Source organism: Nonomuraea typhae (genome assembly GCF_009760925.1).
Classification (GTDB): Bacteria; Actinomycetota; Actinomycetes; order Streptosporangiales; family Streptosporangiaceae; genus Nonomuraea; species Nonomuraea typhae.
Genome location: NZ_VRLV01000006.1, coordinates 374,907 through 390,833, shown reverse-complemented (window position 1 = coordinate 390,833; position 15,927 = coordinate 374,907). Strand labels below are relative to the sequence as shown.

General features: G+C 69.7%; 18 protein-coding genes. 11 read left to right on the top strand and 7 right to left on the bottom strand.

Annotated features, from left to right (window positions below; translation table 11 throughout):
* Positions 1-142: 142 nt before the first annotated feature.
* Positions 143-622, bottom strand: coding sequence for an Lrp/AsnC family transcriptional regulator (locus FVE25_RS24655; RefSeq protein ID WP_157249402.1), 480 nt, complete (start codon positions 620-622; stop codon positions 143-145).
* A gap of 67 nt (positions 623-689) precedes the next feature.
* On the opposite strand from FVE25_RS24655, the gene hppD reads away from it, so the two are divergent.
* The 3 genes from hppD to FVE25_RS24640 are packed head-to-tail and all read left to right on the top strand — an operon-like array spanning position 690 to position 3,732.
* The gene (gene hppD / locus FVE25_RS24650) at positions 690-1,790 is read left to right on the top strand and encodes a 4-hydroxyphenylpyruvate dioxygenase (RefSeq protein WP_157249401.1); all 1,101 of its coding nucleotides are present in this window, start codon (positions 690-692) and stop codon (positions 1,788-1,790) included.
* A gap of 34 nt (positions 1,791-1,824) precedes the next feature.
* A complete protein-coding gene (locus FVE25_RS24645; RefSeq protein ID WP_157249400.1) occupies positions 1,825-2,259 on the top strand; it encodes an RDD family protein in 435 nt (144 codons plus the stop codon).
* Positions 2,260-2,313: 54 nt separating this feature from the next.
* The gene (locus FVE25_RS24640) at positions 2,314-3,732 is read left to right on the top strand and encodes a M1 family metallopeptidase (protein ID WP_157249399.1); all 1,419 of its coding nucleotides are present in this window, start codon (positions 2,314-2,316) and stop codon (positions 3,730-3,732) included.
* Positions 3,733-3,741: 9 nt separating this feature from the next.
* On the opposite strand, the gene FVE25_RS24635 is transcribed toward FVE25_RS24640, so the two are convergent.
* The 3 genes from FVE25_RS24635 to FVE25_RS24625 form a co-directional block, all read right to left on the bottom strand.
* Positions 3,742-4,692, bottom strand: a complete 951-nt coding sequence (locus FVE25_RS24635; protein ID WP_157249398.1) for an ROK family transcriptional regulator — start codon at positions 4,690-4,692, stop codon at positions 3,742-3,744.
* Between the two features lie 168 nt (positions 4,693-4,860).
* Complete coding sequence (locus FVE25_RS24630; protein ID WP_157249397.1) at positions 4,861-5,469, bottom strand: hypothetical protein; 609 nt, start codon at positions 5,467-5,469, stop codon at positions 4,861-4,863.
* Positions 5,466-5,999 carry an RNA polymerase sigma factor gene (locus FVE25_RS24625; protein ID WP_181019699.1) on the bottom strand — a complete coding sequence of 178 codons (534 nt, stop codon included), beginning with the start codon at positions 5,997-5,999 and terminating at the stop codon, positions 5,466-5,468. The genes FVE25_RS24630 and FVE25_RS24625 overlap by 4 nt, the downstream gene beginning before the upstream one ends.
* Before the next feature lie 102 nt (positions 6,000-6,101).
* Here FVE25_RS24625 and FVE25_RS24620 point away from each other — a divergent pair, with 102 nt between their 5' ends.
* From FVE25_RS24620 to FVE25_RS24610, 3 genes are read left to right on the top strand one after another with little or no spacing between them, the layout of a single operon-like run.
* Complete coding sequence (locus tag FVE25_RS24620; RefSeq protein ID WP_157249396.1) at positions 6,102-6,461, top strand: PadR family transcriptional regulator; 360 nt, start codon at positions 6,102-6,104, stop codon at positions 6,459-6,461.
* Positions 6,458-7,381, top strand: coding sequence for a hypothetical protein (locus FVE25_RS24615; protein ID WP_157249395.1), 924 nt, complete (start codon positions 6,458-6,460; stop codon positions 7,379-7,381). The genes FVE25_RS24620 and FVE25_RS24615 overlap by 4 nt, the downstream gene beginning before the upstream one ends.
* Positions 7,382-7,396: 15 nt before the next feature.
* Positions 7,397-8,248, top strand: coding sequence for a hypothetical protein (locus tag FVE25_RS24610; RefSeq protein WP_157249394.1), 852 nt, complete (start codon positions 7,397-7,399; stop codon positions 8,246-8,248).
* Between the two features lie 11 nt (positions 8,249-8,259).
* On the opposite strand, the gene FVE25_RS24605 is transcribed toward FVE25_RS24610, so the two are convergent.
* Positions 8,260-9,429, bottom strand: coding sequence for an FIST signal transduction protein (locus tag FVE25_RS24605; protein ID WP_157249393.1), 1,170 nt, complete (start codon positions 9,427-9,429; stop codon positions 8,260-8,262).
* A gap of 121 nt (positions 9,430-9,550) precedes the next feature.
* On the opposite strand from FVE25_RS24605, the gene FVE25_RS24600 reads away from it, so the two are divergent.
* Genes FVE25_RS24600 through FVE25_RS24590 form a run of 3 tightly spaced genes read left to right on the top strand, consistent with a single transcriptional unit; the run spans position 9,551 to position 13,715 of the window.
* Positions 9,551-10,978 carry a sigma 54-interacting transcriptional regulator gene (locus tag FVE25_RS24600; protein ID WP_157249392.1) on the top strand — a complete coding sequence of 476 codons (1,428 nt, stop codon included), beginning with the start codon at positions 9,551-9,553 and terminating at the stop codon, positions 10,976-10,978.
* A gap of 58 nt (positions 10,979-11,036) precedes the next feature.
* On the top strand, positions 11,037-11,738 hold the full coding sequence (locus tag FVE25_RS24595; RefSeq protein WP_157249391.1) for a hypothetical protein: 702 nt from the start codon (positions 11,037-11,039) through the stop codon (positions 11,736-11,738).
* A gap of 27 nt (positions 11,739-11,765) precedes the next feature.
* Entirely contained in the window at positions 11,766-13,715 is a 1,950-nt protein-coding gene (locus tag FVE25_RS24590; RefSeq protein WP_157249390.1) for a vWA domain-containing protein, read from the top strand.
* Here FVE25_RS24590 and FVE25_RS24585 read toward each other — a convergent pair.
* Complete coding sequence (locus FVE25_RS24585; protein WP_157249389.1) at positions 13,681-14,070, bottom strand: DUF6292 family protein; 390 nt, start codon at positions 14,068-14,070, stop codon at positions 13,681-13,683. The two genes, FVE25_RS24590 and FVE25_RS24585, sit on opposite strands and share 35 nt — an antisense overlap.
* Positions 14,071-14,183: 113 nt before the next feature.
* Here FVE25_RS24585 and FVE25_RS24580 point away from each other — a divergent pair, with 113 nt between their 5' ends.
* Positions 14,184-14,948, top strand: a complete 765-nt coding sequence (locus FVE25_RS24580; protein WP_157249388.1) for a GntR family transcriptional regulator — start codon at positions 14,184-14,186, stop codon at positions 14,946-14,948.
* A 295-nt stretch (positions 14,949-15,243) separates the two neighbouring features.
* On the opposite strand, the gene FVE25_RS24575 is transcribed toward FVE25_RS24580, so the two are convergent.
* Positions 15,244-15,666, bottom strand: coding sequence for a DUF6292 family protein (locus tag FVE25_RS24575; RefSeq protein ID WP_157249387.1), 423 nt, complete (start codon positions 15,664-15,666; stop codon positions 15,244-15,246).
* 127 nt (positions 15,667-15,793) lie between these two features.
* On the opposite strand from FVE25_RS24575, the gene FVE25_RS56370 reads away from it, so the two are divergent.
* Complete coding sequence (locus FVE25_RS56370; RefSeq protein ID WP_281367882.1) at positions 15,794-15,919, top strand: hypothetical protein; 126 nt, start codon at positions 15,794-15,796, stop codon at positions 15,917-15,919.
* The last annotated feature ends 8 nt before the right edge of the window (positions 15,920-15,927 follow it).

The following is a 15,927-nucleotide window of genomic DNA, read 5'->3' as shown; positions in this document are numbered from 1 at the left end:
TCCGCCGCTTTCGCATGCCCTGCTTCCCATCACTCCGCACCCGCAACCCCCCGATCGCCCCCAGCTTCGCCCGCCCGAGCTGGGCGAATGTCAAGGGTAAACGATCGATAACGGTGCCTCGGCCCTGAACCCGATGGTACGTCTACCTCGCCCCACGACGCGGGACATCCGCCACCAAGGGCATGACGCGGTAGGGAACCGGGGTGTCGAGCGCGATGATGGACGAGGTCCTGAGCACCCCCTGAACCTCCACGATCTGGTCGATGACCCGCTGAAGGTCGGCGTTGGTCCGCGCCACCACCCGGCACAGAAGATCACTGCCGCCGGTGATCGTGTGCACCTCCAGCACCTCCGGGATGTGCGCCAGCCGGTCGGCCACCGGATCGTGCCCGGCCACCTGCCGGATCTCCATCGTGACGAACGCCGTCACGTCGTAACCGAGCGCCGCCGGCGACACGTCGGGGCCGAAGCCGGTGACCACCCCACGCGCGATCATCCGGTCGAGCCGCGCCTGAACGGTCCCCCGGGCCACGCCCAGCCGCCGCGAACACTCCAGAACGCCCAGCCGCGGCTCCTCGGTTAGCAGACTGAGCAGTTTGGCGTCCAGTTCATCAATCGACATAGACAGATTGTCCACCCAAACAAGTAACTGTTGCGCAACCAGCCCACCAAAACCAACAGTTACCCATATGAGCGACGTATTTCCGGTGAACGGCATGCACGCCGTGGTCTTCGCTGTCGGCAACGCCAAGCAGACCGCCCACTACTATTCGACCGCCTTCGGCATGCGGCTGGTGGCCTACAAGGGCCCGGAGACCGGCAGCAGGGACGAGGTGGGCTACGTGCTCAAGTCCGGAGGCGCCGTCTTCGAGTTCAGGTCCGCGGTACGGCCCGGCCACGAGCTGGCCCGCCACGTGGCCGAACACGGTGACGGCGTGATCGACCTGGCCATCGAGGTGCCGGACGCCGAGGCGGGATACGCCTACGCCGTCTCCCAGGGCGCCCGCGGGCTGGCCGAGCCGTACACGATGGAGGACGAGCAGGGGAAGGTGGTCGTCGCGGCGATCGCCACCTACGGCGAGACCCGCCACACCCTGGTCGACCGGGCCAATTACGCAGGCCCCTATCTGCCCGGCTACGTGTCGGTCGAGCCGCTGGTGGCGCCGCCGGACAAGCGGTTCTTCCAGGCCATCGACCACTGCGTGGGCAACGTCGAGCTCGGCAAGATGGATGAGTGGGTGGAGTTCTACCGCAAGGTGATGGGCTTCACGAACATGGCGGAGTTCGTGGGCGACGACATCGCCACCGAGTACTCCGCGCTGATGTCGAAGGTCGTGGCCGACGGCACCCGCAAGGTCAAGTTCCCGCTGAACGAGCCGGCGGTCAGCCGCAAGAAGTCGCAGATCGACGAGTACCTCGAGTTCTACGGCGGCCCCGGGGTGCAGCACATCGCGCTGGCCACCAACGACATCCTCACCACGGTGGACAACATGCGCGCGGCCGGCGTGCAGTTCCTCGACACCCCCGACTCCTACTACGAGGACCCCGAGCTGCGCGCCCGCATCGGCGAGGTCCGGGCGCCGATCGACGAGCTGCAGAGGCGCAAGATCCTCGTGGACCGCGACGAGGACGGCTACCTGCTGCAGATCTTCACCAAGCCGGTGCAGGACCGCCCGACGGTCTTCTTCGAGCTCATCGAGCGCCACGGCTCGCTCGGCTTCGGCAAGGGCAACTTCAAGGCGCTGTTCGAGGCCATCGAGCGCGAGCAGGAACGCAGGGGCAACCTTTAGTTTGTCCTGACCCGGTGGTGGTGATCTTGCCTGCATGACACCACCACTGGCGGGGCGCTGGCGGCGACTGTTCTCGGGCATCCTGGACGAGATCATCATCGCGATCGTCTCGGTTCCGTTCACCTGGAACAGTTGGACCTATATCTGGGACTCCAGCCGCGGCATCTGGGAGCGCGTGCCGACGACGCACGTCTTCCTGCAGTCGGCCATCGCCTTCTTCTACTTCTGGCTGCTGCACTCCTACTGGAACGGCCAGACCGTCGGCAAGAAGGTCTTCGGCATGCGGGTGGTCCAGGAGAGCGGCGGGAAGGCCACGGTCGGCCAGGTCGCCATCCGCGAGGCCGTGCGCACGGTGCTCAGCTGGCTGTGCTGCGTCGGCGCGCTGCTGGATCTCGGCTGGATCCTCTTCGACCAGCGCAAGCAGGCGCTGCACGACAAGGCGGGCAAGACGCTGGTCGTTGATGCCTGAACTGTCGGCCACCTACCGTAGGCTTCTGATCACGCTTCGAAGGGAGACGTGGTCATGGGGTCCATCCGGCGCACGGCGGTATCACTCACCGTGCTTCTCGCCGTGCTCGCCTGCTCGCCGTCCAACGGCTCGGCCGCCCCGACCTCGGCCCGGCCGGCGGCCGGTGACGCGGGCGCGCCGGGCATCGGCGACGCCGACTTCCCGCTCGACGGCAACGGCGGCTACGACGTCGCCCACTACGGCCTGCGCCTCGACTACGACCCGCGCAAGCGCCATCTGAACGGCGCGGCGGCCATCCAGGCCCGGGCCACGCAGCGGCTCAGCCAGTTCAACCTCGACCTGTCCGGCTTCGACATCGGCGGCGTCTCGGTCGACGACCGCGAGGCGACCTACTCCCGCAGCGGCGACGAGCTGACCGTGATCCCGGCGGCCCCGCTGGCCGAGGGCGACCGGTTCACCGTCAAGATCACCTATTCCGGCACGCCGCAGCCCGTCAAGAACGCCACCAACCTCGGCACCTACGGCTGGATCCCGACCAGCGACGGCGCCTTCGTCGCCTGCGAGCCCAACGGCGCCAGGACCTGGTTCCCGGCCAACGACCACCCGGCCGACAAGGCCCGCTTCGACTTCGAGATCACCGTCCCCCGGGGGCTGACCGCGCTGGCCAACGGCGAGCTCACCGGCAAACCGGAGACCTCGGGCGGCAAGACCACCTTCACCTGGCGCGAGCGCCACCCCATGGTGACCTACCTGGCCACCGCCACGCTGGGCCGCTTCGAGCTGCGCCAGGGCAAGACGGCGGGCGGCCTGCGGAACCTCGTGGCCGTGGACCCCGAGTTCCGCTCCTCCCTCGACCGCGTCTACACCACCACCGGTGCGATCACCGACTACTGGAGCACGGTCTTCGGCGCCTACCCGTTCTCCTCCACCGGCGGCGTCGTGGACAACTTCCCCACCGGCTACGCGCTGGAGAACCAGACCAAGCCGATGTACGGCGGTTTCGACCCCGGCGAGAGCATCATCGCCCACGAGCTGGCCCACCAGTGGTTCGGCAACAGCCTGAGCATCAAGCGCTGGCGCGACCTGTGGCTCAACGAGGGCTTCGCCACCTACGCCGAGTGGCTGTGGTCCGAGCACACCGGCAAGGGCCGCGCGCAGGAGACCTTCGACACCACCTACGCCCGCGGCGCCGACGACCCCATCTGGAGCTACCCGCCCGGCCGGGCCAGGCCGACCGACCTGTTCAACGAGTCGATCTACACGCGTGGGGCGATGACGCTGCACGCGCTGCGCGTCGCGATCGGCGACCCCGCGTTCTTCCGCCTGCTCAAGGAGTGGAACGCCCAGCACCGCTACGAGCACGTGAGCACCGCCCAGTTCATCGCGCTGGCCGAGAAGGTGTCGGGCAAGCAGCTCGACAAGCTCTTCGACGCCTGGCTCTTCCAGCCCAGGCGCCCGTCCCTCTCCTCATAGAGGAAGGGCTCAGCCGTAGAAGAACCGCTCCAGGGCCAGCGCCGCGCCGCCGAGGACGCCGGCCTCGGGCCCGAGCCCGCAGCGGTCGACGCACACGCCGGCCCGCAGCGCGGGCGCGACCCTGGCCAGCACGGCGGCGCGCAGCCGGTCGAGCGAGACGTCTCCGGCCTCGCCCAGGCGGCCGCCGAGCCGGATGTGCCCGAGGCCCAGCACGCTGACGGCGGCGGCCAGCGTGCCGGCCAGGTGCCCGGCCAGCTCCCCCGTGAGCTCGCCGGGCAGGTGGCCGCCGATCAGGGCGGCCAGGCAGCCGGTGCCGCCGCAGGCGCAGGCCGGGCCCTGCTCGGTGACCCGCAGGTGGCCGAGGTCGATGACGCCGCCGCCGAAGGGCCGCCCGTCGAGCACCGCCCCGGCCCGCACCTCCTCGTCCACGTGCACGTAGAGGACGTCGCGGGCGCGGCAGCCGTACCTCGCCTCGGCCAGGGCCATCGCGCGGGCGTCGTGATCGGCGACGGCGGCCAGCCCGCTGCCGCACGCCAGCCGCTCGGCCAGGCGCGGATCGGGCGGTTCCGGTACGGCCACGCCGACGCCGAGCACCCGGGCCCGGTCGACGCCCTGGTCGGTGAGCAGATTCCCGATCTCCTCGGGGAGTTCCCCGGTCAGGGGCCGCGTGGCGTGCAGGCGGCCAAGCAGGTCGCCGAGCCCGATCCGGCCCAGCCCGACCCCGATCACCCAGTACGAACCCGGCACCAGGGCCACGTCCGTAGCGGGCCGGCCGACCCGGAGCGCCGTCGCGGCGCTCTCCACCACGCACCCCTCGTCGATGAGCTGGGCGACGACCTTGGTCATCGTGGTGGCCGACAGTCCGCTCCTGCGGGCGAGCTCTGCCCTCGGCAGCGGTCCTGTGTCACGGAGCAGGCGCAGCACCAGCCCGCGCGCGGTGACCGGTATGTGGTTGGTCATGGTGAGACTGAAACTAATCACCAGAAACCCCGACACAAGACCCAATGCGCCCAAAGGGTACGGCGTTGCCCTTTGGGCTGCTCAGACCCACGGACGACCACATAGGTACGGCCCCGCCACCCCGATACCGGTTGGACCGTTTCACCAGGCCCCGTGAGCCGCGGGGGCCTAGTTCCCCGCGGGCGGCTGCTTCTCGTCTCCGCGCAGATGGGCCGGCGGCTGGCCCTCGGGGCCGCCGATGTCGTTCCAGCTCGGGTCGTCGACCTCCTGGCAGGGCTTGATCGGGCCGTCCATGAGCCGTCCGGTAAAGGTCCACGCCACCTTCGGCCGGGCCGTGTCCGGCCCGGTGTCCTCGGCGAACTCCAGGACCACGGTCTGCCCCTTGCCGACCTTGGCCGGGACGATCCTGATGCCCTTCCGCGTGGGGGTCACCGCCTCGGCCGAGCCCGCCACGCCGACGTTCGCGCCCCGGCCGGGGGCGCAACGCTTGCCCTTGCCGAGGTAGGAGACGTCAGCCGTGACGCCCAGGGCGGCGAGGTCGGCCTCCAGATTGCCGGCGTCGCGGAGTTCGTGCACCTGGACGTAGATGCCGTCGGCCGCCTTGGTCAGCGCGTAGGCGGGCGACCCGCCGCCGAACACCTGCGGCCCGCCGATCACGACCGCCGCGGCCACTCCGGCCGCCGCCGCTCCGGCGAGCACGCGACGGACGATCTTCTTGCGCCGCCGGGCGGCGATCTCGTTCTTCAGCTCCATGAGCAGACGCTCCTCGAAACTCATCCGATGGTTCCTTCCATGACGAGAGGCACGTCCTTGAGCGCCGCGCGGGCGCGGTGGAGCCGGACTCTGGCGGTCACCTGCCGGATGCCGAGGGCGGCGGCCGCCTCGGTGACCGTGAGCTGGTCGATCGCGACCAGTTCCAGCACCGCTCGTTCGCCCTCGGGCAGCCCGGCCATGGCGGTGAACGCCCGCCGCGCCGTGCTCTCCGCGTCGATGCGCTCCTCCATCCGGGCGACGTCGTCGGGTTCCAGCAGCCGCCGCCCCTGCAGGCGGACGGCGAGCCTGGACTCCTTGACGGCCCGGCGCCGTTCGGCCGACAGCGTGTTGCGCGCCACGCCGTACAACCACGCGATCTCGCTGCCCAGGCCCGGCCGGTAGGTGTGCGCCGAGTCGAGCACCGCGACGAACACCTCCGCCACCAGGTCGGCGACCGTGTGCGGGTCGTCCACCCGGCGAGCCAGGAATCGCGTGATCGCCTCGACGTGCCGGCGGTAGAAGGCCTCGAAGGCCTCGGGATCGGTTGCGATCACCGGCCGTACTCCTCTCGTCGGTCAACACCCTTGCTTGGACGGTCGCCGACAGAGCGTTACGAACGTTGCGGACACTTCGTTGAACGAATTAACGTTAGCTTTATGCCCAGGGGAACCTCCGAAGTCAGCGAGCCCATGTTCTTCGTGCTCACCGCACTGCTCAACGGCCCTCTCCACGGGCATGCGATCAGCAAGGCGATCCAGGAGCTGTCCCACGGCCGGGTCCGGCCCTCGGTCGGCACCCTCTACGGCATCCTCGAACGTTTGCACGAGCGCAGTGTGATCACCGTGGACCGGGAGGAGACGGTCAACGGGCGCAATCGCCGCTATTTCCGGATCACCGAGCAGGGGCAGAACCTCGTGGAGGCCGAGGCCAGGCGGATGCAGGAGGCGGCGGAGCTGGTCTGGCGGCTGTCGCCGCACAAGGCCAACAGCTGGCGGCTCACATGGGAGCCTGCGTGACGGCTACCGTGTCCGGCCCGGCACGCAGCCTGGAGCGCTATTACCGCATGCTGCTGCGCGCCTACCCGCCCTCCTACCGGCGGGCACACGGTGACGAACTGCTTGACGTGCTGCTGGCCACCACCGAGGCCGACCGCGCGGTGCCGTCGGCGCGCGAGGCGGCCGGGCTGCTGATCGGCGGCGCCAGGGCCCGCGTGATCGCGCTGACGCACGGCAACGTGGCACGGGACGGGCTCCACCTGGGCCTCGCCGCGGTGGCCGTGGGCAACCTGGCGACGATCCTGCCGTTCGCCGCCGAGATTCCGTTCTGGATAACGTTGTCGGCCCTGTCCGTGCTGGCGATCCTGCGGGCGTGGGTGTGGCCGGCGATCCCGCTGACGGCGGCCGTGAGCATGAAGACGGTGGCCATCGCGGGCGGATGGCAGTTCGCCGAGCCGACGTTGCTGCCGCTGACCCCGGGCGTGCTCACCGACCGGGCGTTGTTCGCCGACAGCAGTCCCGTGGCCGTGGCCGCCGCCTACGGGCTGATGATCGTCGGGCTGCTCGTGCTGGGGACCGGCCGCGCTACGCTGCGCCGGCGGTCGTGGTGGTGGTGGGCGGCGCTGCCGGTGGCCGCGTGGGCCGGGCCGGCGTGGATGCCGGACGACAGCCAGCCGGTGATCAGCTTCAGCCGGATGGTCCTGGAGTTCGGCCTGTTCGCCGGGGCGGTGGTGGCCGGCTACCTGACCCGGGATCTGCGGTGGGCGCTGGGCTGCGCGTTGTACCTGGGGGTCGTCTCCGTGACGTTCGGGGTGCTGACGCTGCCGGAGGACGGGCTGAGCCTGACCTCGCAGCACCTCGCCTACTGGGCCCTGCTGGCGTTGCTGACCGCGGCGGCGGCGTTCATCCCGTTCCGGCAGCGGAAACACGTGCTCGATTAGCTATCGTGGATGGCCATGCTCAGAAGGGTGTTCCTGGCCGCGATCGCGCTGACCGCCCTGGCCGGTTGCGCGGGCACCGGCGGCGCCTTGCCCGAGCCGGCGGCGACGGCGGACAAGAAGCACCGGATGGAGGCCATCCGGGCCGCCTGCATGAGGCAGCACGGCTTCAAGTACATCGCGTTCGTGCCTCCGGAGAAGGGGAAGTCCGGGGACGAGCTCGAGCGGCTCAACGGCGACTACCATGCGATGCGGAAATATCGCGAAAAATACGGGTTTGGGATCTTCGCGCCGTACGTCTACCCGAGAGAGAAGGCCCAGATCGGCTCCCAGACCGAGCGCAACCCCAACGAGGACATCTCCGGCAAGCTCTCCGCCGCGCAACGCGACTCCTACGCGAAGGCCGAGGTCACGTGCTTCGTCCAGGCCGCCAAGAAGGTGCTGGGCAAGACCGTCAAGAGCCGCAGGGAGTTCTACGAGCAGTTCGGCGCGGCGAAGCGGGACATCGTCGCCAACGAGATCAACGACAACCCCTGGGCCGTCGACCTCGCCGAGGACATGGCCACCTGCCTGCGCGACCTGGGGTACCTCGTCCCCAAGATCAGTCCCCGCGAGATCTCACTCAGCACGCAGCAGCCGTTCAACGACCAGCTGAGCAGGCTCGGCGAGCAGCAGAACCTCACGACGCCCGTGCCCGGTTCCCGCGAGATCGTCATGCCCGAGCTCTCCCCCGCCGAGGCCAGGCCGTACCTCGAGAAGGAGATCAAGGCGGCACTCGACGACCTGGAGTGCGGCGCGGACTTCTACGCCCTCTACGAGCCCATGAACACCGAGGTCAACAACCGGCTCTTCGCCGAGTTCGCGATGTGAACCACCGTGGACTACCGGCTGCCCGAGGAGAAGACCAGGACGGCGGCGCTGAACCCGTGGACGTGGTTGTGCCCGGCGACGGGGCCGACCTCGCCGGCGGCGAAGAAGCCGGCCATGCCGATGTGGCCGAGGGTGTCGCGCAGGGCGACGGCGTCGTGGTCGGCGGTGCCGAACATGGCCGAGCCGCGGCCGTTGCAGGCGAACAGCAGTGCCCCGTCGACCTTGCCGATCTCCTCGCGGTGGGCGTCGAGCAGGTCGTAGAGGTCCTCGTCGGCGGTGGCGGCGTCGCGGACCTGGAAACGCACGGTCCGGCCGACCTCGACCACGTCCCCTATGGCCACGGCTTCGCGGTCGGGGTCGATGCCGAGCACGCCCCGGATGAGGAAGTCGCCGCGTTCGTGGCGTTCGGCGTACTCGTTCATGGCCAGCCCGATCTGCAGCCCGGAGGCGACGAGTTCGCGGTCGTCCTCGTCGAGTTCGCTGACGATGTCCTCCAGGCGGGCCAGGGCGGGCTGGCCGGCGAGTTCCAGCAGCAGGTTCTCCTCGGCGCGGGTGACGGCCATGGTGGGGCCGATCGGGCGGCAGCCTTGGCTGACCACGGTGCTGACGTTCACGTCGCCGCTCAGGAGCACGCCGATGGCGCCTTCGGTGTAGACCTGGCCGTCGGCGAACAGGCGCACCGATCCGCGCCCGCTCATCCCGTTGGCCAGGCCGCCGATGAGCGGCAGGTCGCCGAGCACGTCCACGGAGCGTTCGACGAAGGCGTCCGTGGGGAAGCTGTACGGGTCGGCCAGCAGGACGGCGACGTGGTCGTCCGCGCTGCGTTCCGGCAGGCCGACGACGACGAAGCGGTCTTCGGCGGTCAGCGTTTCCAGCGCGAAGGTGGTGAGGCGGGCGCCGTCGAGAGTGGCGGCCCAGGCGCTGACGGACGGCGCGAGCTCGATGCCCTGGCCGTCGCCGATGACGCCGGTGGCGCTGCAGCCGATCACGTGCGCGCCGGGGGCGAGGGCCATGGCGCGCCGCCCGGCCTCGGCCACGTCGTCGGGGTCGTCGCCGCAGATGAAGAAGCAGACCAGGTCGGCCTTGTCGGCAAGCCTCGACAGGGCCTGCCCCACGGCGCGCTCGGCGGTCGCGCCCAGGTCGGATCCCACGGCGAGGCCATCAGCGAAGCGACTTGTCATGAGGGCCACGCGTCTCGCCTCCCTTGCTATGACTAATTCCCTAGGCCCGATTCTCCCCACTGGAGACACAAGCACTCGTACCAACCATCACTCAATAGTCAAGATCCGAAATCTCAGTACGATGCGAACGGCTGCCGGGCGACGTAGTCTCGATCCCGTGCATCAGCCTCGAATTCTCCGCGAACTGCGCGCGAGCGATCACGTTCACCGCAGTGTCAAAGCAGAGGTCCGCCATAACCTGCTGACCAGGCTGCGGGCAGGCGAGCCCCGGTTTCCCGGCATCGTGGGGTTCGACGACACGGTCCTGCCGCATCTCGAACGCGCGTTGCTGGCCGGGCATGACCTGGTCCTGCTGGGTGAGCGCGGCCAGGGCAAGACCCGGCTCATCCGCACGGTCTCCGGCCTGCTCGACGAGTGGACGCCGGTGGTCGAGGGCTGCGAGATCAACGATCACCCGTATGCGCCCGCCTGCACCACCTGTATCCGGAAATTTCAGGAAATGGGTGACGAATTGCCCATCTCCTGGAAGCACCGCGACGAGCGCTACGGCGAGAAGCTGGCCACGCCCGACACCTCGGTCGGCGACCTGATCGGCGACGTCGACCCGATCAAGATCGCCGAAGGCCGCACGCTGGGCGACCCGGAGACCGTCCACTACGGCCTGGTCCCGCGCACCAACCGCGGCATCTTCTCCGTCAACGAGCTGCCCGACCTGGCCGAGCGCATCCAGGTCTCGCTGCTCAACGTGCTGGAGGAGCGTGACATCCAGGTCCGCGGCTACAACCTGCGCCTGCCGCTCGACATCCTGCTCATCGCCAGCGCCAACCCCGAGGACTACACCAACCGCGGCCGCATCATCACGCCCCTGAAGGACCGCTTCGGCGCCGAGATCCGCACCCACTACCCGCGCACGATCGAGGACGAGCTCACGCTCATCCGCCAGGAGTCCACGCCGGACATCGGGGCCGACATCCCCGAGCACCTGATCGAGGTGATCGCCCGGTTCACCCGCCTGGTGCGCGAGTCCACGGCGGTCGACGCCCGCTCCGGCGTCTCGGCCCGCTTCGCCATCGCCGCCGCCGAGACCACCGCGGCCTCCGCCGTACGGCGGGCCGCCCTGACCGGCGAGGAACACGCGGTGGCCCGCGTCTGCGACCTGCCCGGCATGGTCCCGACGCTGCGCGGCAAGGTGGAGTTCGAGGTCAGCGAGGAGGGCAGGGAGACCGAGATCCTCGCGCACCTGCTGCGCCGGGCGACCGCGGAGACGTTCAGGAACCGGCTGGGCGGCACCGACCTGGCGCCGCTGACCGACAAGTTCGCCGAGGGCAGCCAGGTCGAGTCGGGCGAGCTGGTCCCGGCCGCCGAGCTGCTGCGCCGCATCGGCCCCGTCTCGGGCCTGGCCAAGATCATGACCAAGGTGGGCATGGGCGCCGGGGACGAGTCGCCGGGCCACGCCGCCGCCGCCCTGGAGTTCGCCCTGGAGGGGCTGTACCTGATGCGCCGGTTGTCCAAGGACGACGTCGACGGGGTCAACGTCTACCGCACGTGAACAACCGGGCGGTTCCCCGCGTCGAAGGAGGTAGTTCACGACACCGGGGGACCGCCCAATGCGCTCACTTCTCATCGCCTCACTCGCCGTCGCCGCCCTGGCCACGCCCGCACAGGCGGCTACCAGCCAGACCGTGTACGGCTACGCTTGGGCCGACGGCACGAACACCCTGCGGATCACGCCGATCACGGCCACCCGCGACGGCAAGAGGTACAGGCTCGCCACGAAGACCGGCGCCAAGGAGCTCAGGCTCGGGTACGGCGGCGCCGCCTTCCGCCGCCTGACCGTCGCCTGCGGCCTGAAGGAGACCGAGGGCCGCACCGCCCAGGACGCCGCCGGTCTCGGCACGACCCGCTGCACCCCGAAGGACCTCGCCTTCACCCTGCAGCTCGGCCCGAACCCCGTCAAGATCACCTACTCGGGCGGCAAGGCGATCAAGGTCAGCGAGTTCCAGCCCGCCCAGTGGTACACCAAGTCCGCCAAGGGCCTGATCAAGCGGGTGGACGCCGACACCGTCAGCCTCGGCGCCCGCCACCTGACCTACACCTGGCGCCTGACGTTCAACCGGGTCACTGCGAAGTGCGCCGACGGCTGGCTGACCGGCGAACCGGTCAACGCCGACCAGGGCGGCCTCGGGACCAAGGGCTGCACGAACAAGGACTTCGGCAAGGTCTTCAAGGGCGCCAAACTGGCCACCGTCCACTACAACCCCTTCAGCAACGAGCTGCTCAGCGTATGGGAGGTCTTCGGGGACGCATAGCAGGGCAACTCGGGTTAGCGTGGGACGGTGGCATACCGCTATGGCGAGTATCAGGAAGGCCCGGACCCCCTAGCGCCGCCGTACGACGTGCGGGCGGCACTGGATGAGATGGGCGATGCGATCCTGTCCGGCTCCACGCCCGTGCACGCCCTGCGCGATCTCCTCAAACGGGGCCTCCCGGGCGCCCGCGAGCGCCGCGGCCTCGACGAGATGCTCCGCGAGGTACGGCGCCGCCGCCGGGAACTACGGGAGAGCGGCCGCCTGGACGGCACCCTGGAGAAGGCCCGCGCGCTGCTGGACAAGGCCATCGGCCAGGAGCGCGCCGAGCTGTTCCCCGACCCGTCCGACGCGGCCAGGATGCGTGAGGCCGAGCTGGACGCCCTGCCCGACGACACCGCCAGCGCGATCCAGGAGCTGACCGGCTACGAGTGGCGTTCGGCGGCGGCCAGGCAGACCTTCGAGGAACTGCGTGACCTGCTGCGCCGCGAGGTGCTGGACACCCAGTTCCGCGGCCTGCGCGACGCGCTGGCCAACCCCGACCCGGCGGCCATGGAGCGGGTGCGCCAGATGGTCGCCGCGCTCAACGACATGCTGGAGCGGGACGCCCGCGGCGAGCACACGCAGCAGGACTTCGAGCAGTTCATGGCCGCGTACGGGGACATGTTCCCGGAGAAGCCGCGCACGCTCGAGGAGCTCGTCGACATCCTGGCCCGCCGGGCCGCCGCCACCCAGCGCATGCTGGCCTCGATGACCCCGCGCCAGCGCGAGGAGCTGAGCAACCTCATCAACCAGACGCTGGAGCAGGCCGGCCTCGGCGAGCAGATGCGCCGCCTCGGCGACGCCCTCACCTCCCGGCGCCCCGACCTGGCCTGGAACACCCCGGAACGCCTCACCGGCGACGAGCCGCTCGGCATGGGCGACGCCGTCACGGCCCTGGAGGAGCTGGCCGACCTCACCCAGCTGGAGGCGGCGCTGCGCCAGGACTACCCCGGCGCCCGCCTGGACGACATCGACGAGGCCGCGGTCCGCCGCGCCCTGGGCCGCTCGGCCGTGGACGATCTGGACGCGCTGCGCCGCATCGAGCGCGAGCTGGAGGAGCAGGGCTATCTGCTGCGCCGGCGCGGCAAGCTGGAGCTGACCCCGAAGGCCGTGCGCAGGCTCGGCGAGACCGCGCTGCGCCGGGTCTTCGCCTCCCTCGACGCCGGCCGCCGCGGCGACCACGACCAGCACGACGCCGGCTCCGCCGGGGAGCTGACCGGCGCTTCACGGCCGTGGCGCTTCGGCGACGAGCAGCCCATCGACGTGGTGCGCACGCTGGTCAACGGCATCCGCAACGGCGGCAGGACCGGCGGGGCGCTGAAGCTGTCCGTGGACGACTTCGAGGTCGCCGAGACCGAGCGGCGCACCGCGGCGGCGGTCTGCCTGCTGGTGGACCTGTCCTACTCGATGGCGCTGCGCGGCACCTGGGCGGCGGCCAAGCAGACGGCGCTCGCCCTGCAGGCGCTGGTGGCCTCGAAGTTCCCGCAGGACGCCGTGCAGATCATCGGCTTCTCCAACTACGCGCGAGTGCTGCAGCCCGACGAGCTGGCCGGGCTCGACTGGGACATGGTCCAGGGCACGAACCTCCACCACGCGCTGCTGATCGCCGGCCGCCACCTGGACCGCCACCCCGACTTCGAGCCCGTCGTGCTCGTGGTCACCGACGGCGAGCCCACCGCCCACCTGATGCGCAACGGCCGCTCGGCCTTCGAGTGGCCGCCCTCGCACGAGACGCTGGAGCTGACGCTGGCCGAGGTGGACAAGATGACCAGGCGCCGCGCCACGATCAACGTCTTCATGCTGGCCGCCGACGACCGGCTGCGCGAGTTCGTGGACGAGGTGGCCCGCCGCAACGGCGGACGGGTGTTCTCGCCCAGCGCGGAACGGCTGGGCGAGTACGTGGTCAGCGACTTCCTGCGCCTGCGCCGCGCGCGCTGAAGGCCGCCAGCCGTACGTCGAAGCCGTCGTGCAGGTCGCGGAAGGAGCGGTGCACGATCTTGGTACGGCTGCCGCCCCGCCTCAGCAACGCGGCGGGCTCCGGCAGCACCCCGCCGCCCAGGTAACGTTCACCGGCCAAGACGGTCCGCACGCCCTTCCGCCCCGAGACGAACCTGCCGCGCCGCCACCCGCTCTCCTCGTCCCACACCAGGGCGTCGCCGTCGGCCAGCAGGATCGTCGCGTCCCGGGGATCGAAGGGGTCGTCCCACCACGCCACGTGGTCCACCGCGGCCGCGACGGCCGCGACATATCCCAAGGGGAGTGCAAGCCATTCCTGACTGTAGGGAACCGGCATCCGTTTAGCCTTTCCGCAAGGGGAAGAGAAGGGGCAAGAAATACTCCCGCCGGATCGGCGCGCTGTAAAGGCAGGACCTAGACCGCTCATACCAATAAGCGGACAATGATGCCATGTCCGAGCCCCTCTACCGCCAGGTCGCCGATGACCTGCGGAAAAAGATAGTCTCCGGGTCGCTCCAGCCCGGCCAGCGCCTGCCGTCGCAGTCGGAGCTCGAGCAGCTCTTCGGCGTCTCCACCAACACGATCCGGCTGGCGATCGCGCTCCTGGCCAACCAGGGCCTGGTCGAGACCCGCCAGGGGCTCGGCACGTACGTGAACACGCGGCTCACCTTCACCATGGTGATGTCGAACGTGGAGGGGTTGCGCAGCGACAGCGGCAAGGACGCCTTCACCTCCTCGGTGGAGGAGCAGGGCCGGACGCCGGCGCAGGAGGGCTTCAGCATGGAGCTGCGCAAGGCGGGCCCGCTCATCGCCGGCTACCTGCAGATTCCCGAGGACTCCGTGGTCGTCGTGCGCCGCTCGCACCGGCTGATCGACGGCCAGAGCTGGTCGTTGCAGGACTCCTTCTACCCCATGGACGTGGCCCAGGGAACCGGGCTGATGTTACCCATGGACCTGGAGCACGGCACGATCCGCGAGCTGGCCGACCACGGCCACGTGCAGGTACGGCACCGCGACGAGGTGATGACGAGGATGCCGACGCCCACGGAGGCCGCGTTCTTCGGCCGCCGGCCCGGGGTGCCGGTGCTGGAGGTGATCAGGACCGCCTACTCGGCCGAGCGGCCGCTCAGGCTGACCATTTCCGTCTACGCGGGAGATCTCACTCACCTGGCCTACGAAATCGACTACTCGGGCCAGGGCCACTTATTCCAATAAGTGTAGTCAATTGTATTCCGCCAACCCAGATGACCTGGTGGTTCTGCTTCTATGACCACCTATTGCTGTAGGGCAGGGGGCGGGATCAATAATTACCCATGGATGTGTATCTCATGATCCCGATCGCCTTGATCGGGGGTGCGACCGGCACGTTCTTCATGATCGTGCTGAGTGTCCTCAGAGAGGACTGGCGCGGCTCACCTGGTGGCCGCGCACCAGGGCCGTTCTCCCGCTGCACCCGTGGGATTCTCGGCCTCCACCGGCTCAACAGCCACGACTGCGGGGAGTGCGACGACTACTTGACCACCAAACCGGAATAGAAGTCCAGCGCCACATCGAAGCCGTCCCGGCAGTTGCGGTGCGATCGATAGCAGGGCCGCCAGGCGCTGCTGGCACCGATCCCGAGCCGCGCGTCCGACAGGGCCGCGGGAACCCGCTCGGGCCGGGGCAACAGCCCACCACCCAGATAGCGCACCTCGTCCAGCTCGGTGTGCTCGGCACGGCCCCCGGAGAGGAAGCGGCCACGCCGCCAGCCGCACTCTTCGTCCCACACCAGCGCGGAGCCGTCGCCCAGCAGGACCGTCACCTCACGCGGCTCGCACGGCCCCTCCCACCATTCGGCGACCTCGGCGCCGAGCTCGTCGACGACCTGCCTCACATAGCCCTGCGGCTGCTCCTGCCACTCGTCGGTGTACGGCTCGACGTGCCTGACGGCCACGACGGCACCCCCTTGTGCCCAAACGGTAAGGAAAAACGGCGGATAGGCAACGATACCCGCGCTGAACTTATTCCGTTGCCATGGCGTCTAGTCATTACGGAGGATATTCGGGGAAGGAGGGAGTGCCATGTTCGCCATGATCTTCATCGTCGTCCTGATGATCGTCACAGTGGCGTCCTTCGAGCTGTGCATGCAGTGCTCCCGCAAGAAGGAAGAGAGTGTCGGGCCCCAGCCCGAGATCGCCGGGGACTAGTCTCTGCG

Excerpts from the sequence above, each read along its gene's own strand:
- FVE25_RS24655 (WP_157249402.1), bottom strand. The coding sequence starts at position 622 with ATGTCGATTGATGAACTGGACGCCAAACTGCTCAGTCTGCTAACCGAG.
- hppD (WP_157249401.1), top strand. The coding sequence starts at position 690 with ATGAGCGACGTATTTCCGGTGAACGGCATGCACGCCGTGGTCTTCGCT.
- FVE25_RS24645 (WP_157249400.1), top strand. The coding sequence starts at position 1,825 with ATGACACCACCACTGGCGGGGCGCTGGCGGCGACTGTTCTCGGGCATC.
- FVE25_RS24640 (WP_157249399.1), top strand. The coding sequence starts at position 2,314 with ATGGGGTCCATCCGGCGCACGGCGGTATCACTCACCGTGCTTCTCGCC.
- FVE25_RS24635 (WP_157249398.1), bottom strand. The coding sequence starts at position 4,692 with ATGACCAACCACATACCGGTCACCGCGCGCGGGCTGGTGCTGCGCCTG.
- FVE25_RS24630 (WP_157249397.1), bottom strand. The coding sequence starts at position 5,469 with ATGAGTTTCGAGGAGCGTCTGCTCATGGAGCTGAAGAACGAGATCGCC.
- FVE25_RS24620 (WP_157249396.1), top strand. The coding sequence starts at position 6,102 with ATGCCCAGGGGAACCTCCGAAGTCAGCGAGCCCATGTTCTTCGTGCTC.
- FVE25_RS24610 (WP_157249394.1), top strand. The coding sequence starts at position 7,397 with ATGCTCAGAAGGGTGTTCCTGGCCGCGATCGCGCTGACCGCCCTGGCC.
- FVE25_RS24605 (WP_157249393.1), bottom strand. The coding sequence starts at position 9,429 with ATGACAAGTCGCTTCGCTGATGGCCTCGCCGTGGGATCCGACCTGGGC.
- FVE25_RS24600 (WP_157249392.1), top strand. The coding sequence starts at position 9,551 with ATGCGAACGGCTGCCGGGCGACGTAGTCTCGATCCCGTGCATCAGCCT.
- FVE25_RS24595 (WP_157249391.1), top strand. The coding sequence starts at position 11,037 with ATGCGCTCACTTCTCATCGCCTCACTCGCCGTCGCCGCCCTGGCCACG.
- FVE25_RS24585 (WP_157249389.1), bottom strand. The coding sequence starts at position 14,070 with ATGCCGGTTCCCTACAGTCAGGAATGGCTTGCACTCCCCTTGGGATAT.
- FVE25_RS24580 (WP_157249388.1), top strand. The coding sequence starts at position 14,184 with ATGTCCGAGCCCCTCTACCGCCAGGTCGCCGATGACCTGCGGAAAAAG.
- FVE25_RS56370 (WP_281367882.1), top strand. The coding sequence starts at position 15,794 with ATGTTCGCCATGATCTTCATCGTCGTCCTGATGATCGTCACAGTGGCG.